The organism is Paraburkholderia sp. CNPSo 3076 (genome assembly GCF_026343935.1).
Taxonomy (GTDB): domain Bacteria; phylum Pseudomonadota; class Gammaproteobacteria; order Burkholderiales; family Burkholderiaceae; genus Paraburkholderia; species Paraburkholderia nodosa.
This window is the reverse complement of record NZ_JAPMAL010000015.1, coordinates 187,641-195,648: the sequence shown is the minus strand read 5'-3', so window position 1 is coordinate 195,648 and position 8,008 is coordinate 187,641. Positions and strand designations below refer to the sequence as shown.

Below are 8,008 nucleotides of genomic sequence, written 5' to 3'. Positions count from 1 at the left end.
CTACTGGACACCACGCAGGCCTCCCGAGGTAAGCTCAACCGCCTTCACCGCACACCTGCCAGATCTACCTCCCCGGTCCTTGATGGTTGTGGACTTCGCGATCATTTGCTCGCTCGTCCGACCTGGTGGGCCTCATATCTGGTTTCTGTTCGTCAGGTCGCGGCTTTGCTACACGCTTCCTTCAGACCCCGCCTCGCGACGACGCCCTTGCGTTTCACTAGCCCTTCGCCCCATCTGGCTGGGCAGGGGACTCGCACCCCCAAGCTGTTGCGCATGCTCGGCGCACAAAAAAAACCCGCCAGGGGCGGGTGTCAACTTAAAGCGGCAATGCCTTAGCGCTTGTTGACGGCGTCCTTGAACGCCTTGCCAGCCGTGAACTTGACGGTCTTGGCAGCGGGAATCTTGATGGTTTCGCCGGTCTTCGGGTTACGGCCCGTACGGGCTGCGCGCTTGCCCGAACCGAAGCTGCCGAAGCCGATCAGCTGAACCGCGTCACCCTTCGACACAGCCTTCTTGACCACTTCGAGGAGCGTGTCCAGCGTCTCGCCGGTTTGTGCCTTGCTAGCGCCCGTCTGTGCTGCGACGGCGTCGATCAGTTCCTGTTTATTCATTGAGAAGTTCCTTTCTGTGTTTAGGTTGACACGAACAGCGCGAACGCGCCGATTATACGGACGCGTGCCGCGCCGTCGAGCAGCGACGGACCCGGAGCACCCCGGCGTTTTCGCGTTGCGGCGACTAGCGTGTGTCTGATGCCGCAACGTCCGTGCTGCCGCTTCCCTGGGCGGCGCTTGCTATGATAGCGCAGCGCAAACCCAATAACGACAAGGGTTTCGAAGATTTCGCGCGGGAATTACGGGTTTTTTGGAGCTTGCAGACGTTTTTGGGGTGTCCACCCCCGCAAATCCCCCCGCCTGCGACGTTTTTCCCGCCGCACGCGTTGCGCCGCGCCAACGCAGCATGCGCGCAAACGCCGGTCCGGCAAGCGTTTGCGGCGACGCGATCGGCCTTCGCCAGACGCTTTTTCGAGCCGCGCTGCTCGCCCGTTTTCTCCTCACCTCTGGCTTCGCGTTCCTCATGACCGCCACCCTGATACCCGCCACGCTCGCCTTTCGGGAAGACGGCACACCGTTTTCGCCCATCTATGGCGACGTTTATCACAGCACTGCAGGCGCATTCGCACAGGCCCAAGCCGTCTTTCTGAACGGCAACGCGTTGCCGCAGCGCTGGCAAGACCGGCGGATCTTCACCGTGGTCGAAACCGGCTTCGGCATGGGCGTGAACTTTCTCGCCACGTGGTCGGCATGGCGCGACGACCCGGCGCGCTGCGCACGCCTGCATTTCGTTTCGGTGGAAAAGCATCCGTTCGCGCGCAACGACCTGCAAAGCGCACTCGACCCAGTCGTTGCGCACACACGCGAAGCGCCGCTCGCGCGCGAACTCGTGAACGCCTGGCCGATGCTCGTCCCGGGCACCCACCGCCTGGAATTCGAGGGCGGACGCGTCACGCTCACGCTCGTTTTCGGCGACGCGATCGAGGTATTTCCCAAAATGTGGATGCGCGCCGATGCGATCTACCTCGACGGCTTCGCCCCGGCGAAGAATCCCGACCTCTGGTCGCCTGCCATTTTCAAGGCGCTTGCGCGCATTGCCGGTGAGGACGCCACCGTCGCGACCTGGAGCAGTTCGGGGGACGTCAAGCGCGCGCTGCAGCAAAACGGCTTCGAATACCACAAGGTGGAAGGCTTCAACGGCAAGTGGGCGATGCTGGTCGGACGCTTCGCGCCGCGCTGGCGCGTGCGCCGCTACGAGCCGCCGCTGCCGCTTGCGCTGCGCGAGCGGCACGCCGTCGTCGTGGGAGCGGGACTCGCCGGCTGTGCGCTCGTCGAACGGCTGGCCGTGCGCGGTTGGCGCGTGACGCTGATCGAACGCAACGCCGCGCCCGCGCTCGAGGCATCGGGCAATCCGGCCGGCGTGTTTCATCCGTTGATTTCGCGCGACGACAGCAGCGCGTCACGCATCACGCGCGCGGGGTTTTTCTACGCGCTGCAACGCTGGGCCGCGCTCGAAGCCGCCGGCCATGCGCCCAGGCGCTCGCACGCCGGCTTGCTCCATCTCGCCACCGATGACGAATCGCGCGCCGTCGCCGCCGCGCTGGAATCGTTCGGCTATCCCGAAGAATTCGTGCGCGCCGTCACGCGCGAGCAAGCGCAGGCGCTGGCCGGCGTCGCGCTCAATCAGGGTGGCTGGTTCTATCCGCAGGGCGGCGCCATCGACCCGGCGACGCTCTGCCGCGCCCAATGCGTCTTCGCCGCCGCGCTGCCCGGCGCGCAGGTCGAGACACGTTTCGGTGTGCGTATCGGTCACATTGCGCGCGCCGGCGAACAGGAATCCGACGAATGGCAGGTGTTCGACGAAGCCGGACGGCCCGTCGCCCAGGCAGCCGCGGTGATCTTCGCCAATGCCCAGGACGCCTCGCGCGCCGCCGCGCTCGCACATGCGCCCACCCGCATCGTGCGCGGCCAGCTCACGCTCGTCGATCCCAGCCCGCTCGCGAACCTGCACGTGCCCGTGATCGGCGAGGGCTATGCGGTGCCGCTCGACGGCGGCGTCACGCTCGCGGGCGCCACCTACGAAGTCGACGACGCCGACGACGCGCTGCGCGCCGCCGGCCATACCGAGAACATCGAACGCGTCGCGCACATGCTCCCTGAGCTTGCCGCGGCCCGAAGCGAGAGCGAATTCGCGGGCCGCGTGGCGTTCCGCTGCGTCACCAGCGACCGCATGCCGATGCTCGGCCCGCTCGCCGACGAAGACGCCGCCCGCCGCGACGCCCAGCGTCTGGCCGGCGCATGGCCGCTCGACCTGCCGCGCGCAAGCGGCCTCTACGGCGCGTATGCGTTTGGTTCGCGCGGGCTCGTGTGGGCAGGGCTGGGAGCCGAGTTGATCGCGTCGCAGCTGGAGGGCGAGCCGTGGCCGCTCGAGCGGGAACTCGCTGACCAGCTGGATCCGGCGCGCTTCCTGCAGCGCGCCTTGCGCCAGCGCAGTCTTTGAGCACGGTGCGCGGAAAATGGCCACCCAGGTTATCCACGCCAATCTGTGGATAACCGCGCGAATTGCCAGCGAATCGAGTGTGGACGCGGTGTGGACGTAAACGGGGTAACTCAGCACACCCCGTTCCAGGCCCAAAAGTTACTCTTCGAAGTGCGCATGGACCGCACATGCTTTGCGCGTGGTTGTGCGAGCGCCAACTCGCGGATTCCTTTCGGTAAACCCCAGTTATCCACAGGAAATCCAGGCCCTTGTTAACTTCTACTACGTATACATACGGTAAACAGTAAACCCCAAGCTAGCGCCATCGCTGCCGGCAAGCATGGTCCAGCCGGAGCTTGAAACCCCAGACGAAAGCCGGGCCGCAGATGCGGTCATTTTTTCCACATACATCGTCAAAAGTGCACAATACGGACGCTATTACCGTCTTTGTCGATGCTTTCGAAGAGGCGGGGACAATTGCAAAAAAGCTATGGCACAATCGCCGTTCTTTCCGCGTCACATGCCGCATCAGACGGTCGACGCATCCAAGGAACGGTTGCCCCTCATCCTGAATCTGAGTGCTCAGGGTAGAGGGCAGCGTTCGTTCATCCAACGCGGGCGCAGCTACACCACACGCAAAGCGCCCGTACCGGCTGTTCGCCGCACCGTCATGTGCCGGCGCACTGCTTTGCCGCAGCGTTTTGCCGCACTGTTTGCACGCACTCGCCGCAGGAAGCGCATATTCGCGCCAGCTCGCCCAATCGTCATATCGTCGGCCAGCCGGCTGCATGGGTTGGTGCGCCAGGCAGGCAGACAACTGACGGGGAATAGAGGTGTCGTTCGCCTCGTGCGGCACGCGGCTTGCCTGTCAGCCAGTCGTATGTCGATCTAACGTCGGACAGCCGGATTCGATCCCACGCAAGATTTCGTTGCCAAGGAGAAGCCACCACGATGAAGTCGGCGTTTTCGTTTTTTCCCGCCTGGCCGTTGCCGCTCGACGGTATTTTCTGGGCCGGGCTCGCGCTGCTCGCCGCCGGTTTGTGCGGCGAGCTTTGTTATCGGGCGTGGCGCTTGCCGCGGATCTCGGGCTATGGGGTGATCGGGCTCATTGCCGGATCGGCCGGGTTCGGCGTGATCGACGCCGATGTCGGCACGTCCGCGCGGCCGCTGCTCGACGTCGCGCTCGGCCTGCTGCTGTTCGAACTGGGCAGCCGTCTCGACCTGCGCTGGATCCGCCGAAATCCCTGGCTCATCCTTTCGAGTCTTGCCGAGTCCTCGCTCACCTTCGTGCTCGTGCTCGCGGTGCTCCTGTTCCTTTCCGTGCCGACGATGATCGCGCTCGTCGTGTCCGCGATCGCCATGGCGACGTCGCCGGCGATGGTGATCCAGCTCAAGACCGAGCTGCGCGCAGAAGGCCAGGTCACGCAGCGCCTGCTCACGCTCACGGCGCTCAACAGCATGTATGCGGTGATCGTGGAAAAGCTCGCCTCGACCTGGCTGCACCAGGAAATGTACGGCAACGTGTTCGCGACGATCCTGCAGCCGCTGTATCTGCTGATCGGCTCGCTGATTCTCGCGTTCGTGCTCGCCCGCGCGTGCACGCTGTTTTACCGTCGGCTGAGCCCGCAGGACGAGCACTCGTTCGTCGCACTTTTCGGCCTCGTGCTGCTGGCGATCGCCATTGCGCATCTGCTCAAGCTCTCGACGATCCTGAGCCTGCTTGCCGCGGGCATCATCGTGAAGAATCTGGAGCCGCGCCCGCAACTGTGGCCGCAGCATTTCGGCACGGCTGGATGGCTGCTCACGGTAATTCTGTTCGTGCTCACGCTCACCAGCTTCGAGTGGCACGACATTCTCGTGGGCGGCGTGGCGGCGGCGGGGCTGATCGTCGCCCGTCTCGTGGCCAAGCTCGTCGGCGTGCTGATCTTCGCCAAGCCGAGCGGGCTGCACTGGAAGCAGGGTGTGGCGCTCGGCCTCGCCTTGACGCCCATGTCGGCGCTCGCGCTGCTGCTCGTCGAGGACACCTACGAACTCTATCCGACGTTCGATCCGCGTCTGCGCGCGATCATTCTTTGCTCGATCGTCGTGCTGCAGCTCTTCGGACCCTGGCTGGTCTATCGCGCGCTTGCGCTCGTCGGCGAACGCGGCGAAAAATGAATCTCGCGGCGCGCGCGGCCGGCGGCTTGCGCGCGACGCCCCGACAGGAAACGCCATGTCACTTGAAACGTTTGTCGATTCGAAGCCGTTCACGTTCGGCGTCGAACTCGAAATGCAGATCGTCAACACGCACGACTACGATCTGACCAAGGCGGGTAGCGACCTCATGCGCCTCGTCAAAGATCAGGAGATTCCGGGCAATATCACGCCCGAAATCACCGAAAGCATGATCGAACTCTCCACCGGCATCTGCACGAATCACGAGCAGGCCGTGGCCGATCTGCGCAAGATTCGCGACGTGCTCGTCGCCGCGGCCGATCGTCTCAACGTCGGTCTGTGCGGCGGCGGTACGCACGCGTTCCAGCAATGGAGCGACCGGCGCATCGTCGATACGCCGCGCTTTCAGTATCTGTCCGAGCTGTACGGCTACCTGGCGAAGCAGTTCACGGTGTTCGGCCAGCACGTGCATATCGGCTGCCCGGATGCGGACAGCGCGCTCTTCCTGCTGCACTCGCTTTCGCGCTTCATCCCGCATTTCATCGCGCTGTCGGCGTCGTCGCCCTATGTCCAGGGTGTGGACACTGGATTTCATTCGGCACGACTGAATTCCGTGTTCGCGTTTCCGCTGTCGGGCCGCGCGCCGTTCGTGCTGAGCTGGGAGGAGTTCAAGGAGTACTTCTCGAAGATGGTGCACACGGGCGTTGTCAACAGCATGAAAGACTTCTACTGGGACATCCGCCCGAAACCCGGCTTCGGCACGATCGAGGTGCGCGTGATGGACACGCCGCTTTCGGTGGAGCGCGCCGCCGCGATCGCCTGCTATATCCAGACGCTCGCGCGCCATCTGCTCACCGACCGACCGATCGCGCCGCTCGAGGACGACTACCTCGTGTACACGTTCAACCGCTTCCAGGCGTGCCGCTTTGGCCTGGCCGGCACCTGCGTGAATCCGCAAACGGGCGAGCGCCGCACGATTTCCGAAGATATTCTGGAAACGCTGGACCGGATCGCGCCGCACGGCGAGGTGCTCGGCTCGACGCGCGCGCTCACCGAAATCGGCACGATCGCCCGTGCGCAGAACAACGACGCCACGTGGCTGCGCAGCGTGGTGGCCGAGGAGAAATCGCTGCACGAAGCGGTGCGCCAGCAGTGCCTGCGCTGGCGCGCCTGACGGGAATCGGAAGGGGGAGCCGGCGGACACACAGGACCACTGACCGATTTTCGTGGGGTGCCGGAGGTGTCAGAAGTGCGCCCCGCGCCGGCAAGACAGGATGCAAGGGCAGCTTTCGGGCTGCCCTTCGTGCTTTCCGGGACCGGAAAACGGGTAGGAAGCATGCTAAAAGCGGGCCAAATACGGGGCGCGTTGGTTCCGCACGCCACTTTTTTCGAGGTGGACGAAATTTTTTTGCCGGCTTCGAGGTACCTGGGGGTTCTTATTTTTTTGACCTGGGTCCCGACATGGTCCATATTCATGGACAGATGGCCCGCGACTTTGTGGGTAACCTTCGTTTTCCCTGCAAACTCAATGGACTACGTAATGATTGGTTAGGCACAATCGGGCAGATTCCAGTTGCGTTCGAGACAGAAATCCGCGATAACCTGCATGGGTCGCGGGGCGACGATGGCGAGCAGCCAGGAACCTGTACACAAGGCAATGGCGTGCTTATCAACGGGTTATCCACAATTCACGTTGGATAACTTAGCTGTGCGATTTGCCGCTCTCGCATAGAATGTCGGTTTGCTGCACTGGCGTCGGGACTTGAAGGATGTTTCCGGGGCCTGCGGCAAGAAACATGACAATGCAACGCGTACGCGTGGCGTACGCGAAGCAGGAATTTTTGTGATGGTGCGGCGCTCGGGGAACCGGGCGCCAGCGTTCCCACAGGCCGTCGGTCAAAGCGGCGGCTGACGATGCAGCGCAAGCTGCCAATAACCAGCGAAAGACTATGAGCGAAGGCGTATACGGAGAGCAGGCAGCCGGGCGGGTGACCCATAGCCTGCTGCGACTTAGCACGGCAATGCGGAGCCAGGCGTGGGACTGGGCCGAAGGGGCAGGACTCACGCCTACCCAGGGCGAAATTCTCGTGCTGCTGATGCAGCGTAAGGGGCCGATGCGCCTCGGCGAGATCGCGCGTGAAACGGCCCTCACGGCCGCGACCACCAGCGATGCGGTGAGCACGCTCGAAACCAAGGGGCTGGTCGAAAAGCGCCGCGCGCTCGACGACGGCCGCGCACTCGCGGTGCGCCTCACCTCGCGCGGCCGCACGGCGGCGAAAAAGGCCTCGCAGTGGCCCGACTTCCTGTCGAAGGCGGTCGGCACGCTGAAGGCGGATGAGCAGTCCACGCTTTATCGCACACTGCTCAAGACGGTTTATCTGCTCGAATCGCAGGAAACCAGCCCGCAACACCGCATGTGCCTGACCTGCTCGCATTTCGAGCCGAGCAAGAACCCGAAGAAGACGCCGCATCACTGCCAGCTTCTGAACATCAACATGGCTGACACGGATCTGCGTCTCGATTGCTCGGTCTACGAACAGGCCGACGTGACGACCCAGAAGAAAAACTGGAAGATCTTCGCGGTTTAAGGCCGAAGTTGCGCCGCCGCCCCCATGCGGGCGGCGCGCATCATGCGTGTAATGCACGGTAGTGCAAAGCATCGCGCGGTCGTTGGCGTGCCGACGTTGCGTGCTGACTTTACGTGCATCAAACGCATACATGGCAATTTGTGTAGTTCTCGCAAGTATTGGCCACACGTTTTTGTCACGACCGTTGGCGCAAACGTTCGCACGCGCCGTGAAAAAGCGGTGACGTGCAGGCCGCC

5 protein-coding genes are annotated in these 8,008 nt (G+C 63.6%); 4 read left to right on the top strand and 1 reads right to left on the bottom strand.

Annotation, left to right across the window (positions count from 1 at the left end):
* Positions 1-332: 332 nt before the first annotated feature.
* Positions 333-611, bottom strand: a complete 279-nt coding sequence (locus M3A49_RS19005) for an HU family DNA-binding protein (protein WP_027815965.1) — start codon at positions 609-611, stop codon at positions 333-335.
* A 463-nt stretch (positions 612-1,074) separates the two neighbouring features.
* Here M3A49_RS19005 and mnmC point away from each other — a divergent pair, with 463 nt between their 5' ends.
* The 4 genes from mnmC (at position 1,075) to M3A49_RS18985 (ending at position 7,772) form a co-directional block, all read left to right on the top strand.
* A complete protein-coding gene (gene mnmC, locus M3A49_RS19000) occupies positions 1,075-3,051 on the top strand; it encodes a bifunctional tRNA (5-methylaminomethyl-2-thiouridine)(34)-methyltransferase MnmD/FAD-dependent 5-carboxymethylaminomethyl-2-thiouridine(34) oxidoreductase MnmC (RefSeq protein ID WP_266230182.1) in 1,977 nt (658 codons plus the stop codon).
* A gap of 930 nt (positions 3,052-3,981) precedes the next feature.
* Positions 3,982-5,187 (top strand): cation:proton antiporter, encoded by a 1,206-nt coding sequence (locus tag M3A49_RS18995; protein ID WP_266230163.1) that lies wholly within the window; start codon positions 3,982-3,984, stop codon positions 5,185-5,187.
* A 55-nt stretch (positions 5,188-5,242) separates the two neighbouring features.
* Positions 5,243-6,358, top strand: coding sequence for a YbdK family carboxylate-amine ligase (locus M3A49_RS18990; protein WP_254355712.1), 1,116 nt, complete (start codon positions 5,243-5,245; stop codon positions 6,356-6,358).
* Positions 6,359-7,133: 775 nt separating this feature from the next.
* On the top strand, positions 7,134-7,772 hold the full coding sequence (locus M3A49_RS18985) for a MarR family winged helix-turn-helix transcriptional regulator (RefSeq protein WP_028203278.1): 639 nt from the start codon (positions 7,134-7,136) through the stop codon (positions 7,770-7,772).
* The last annotated feature ends 236 nt before the right edge of the window (positions 7,773-8,008 follow it).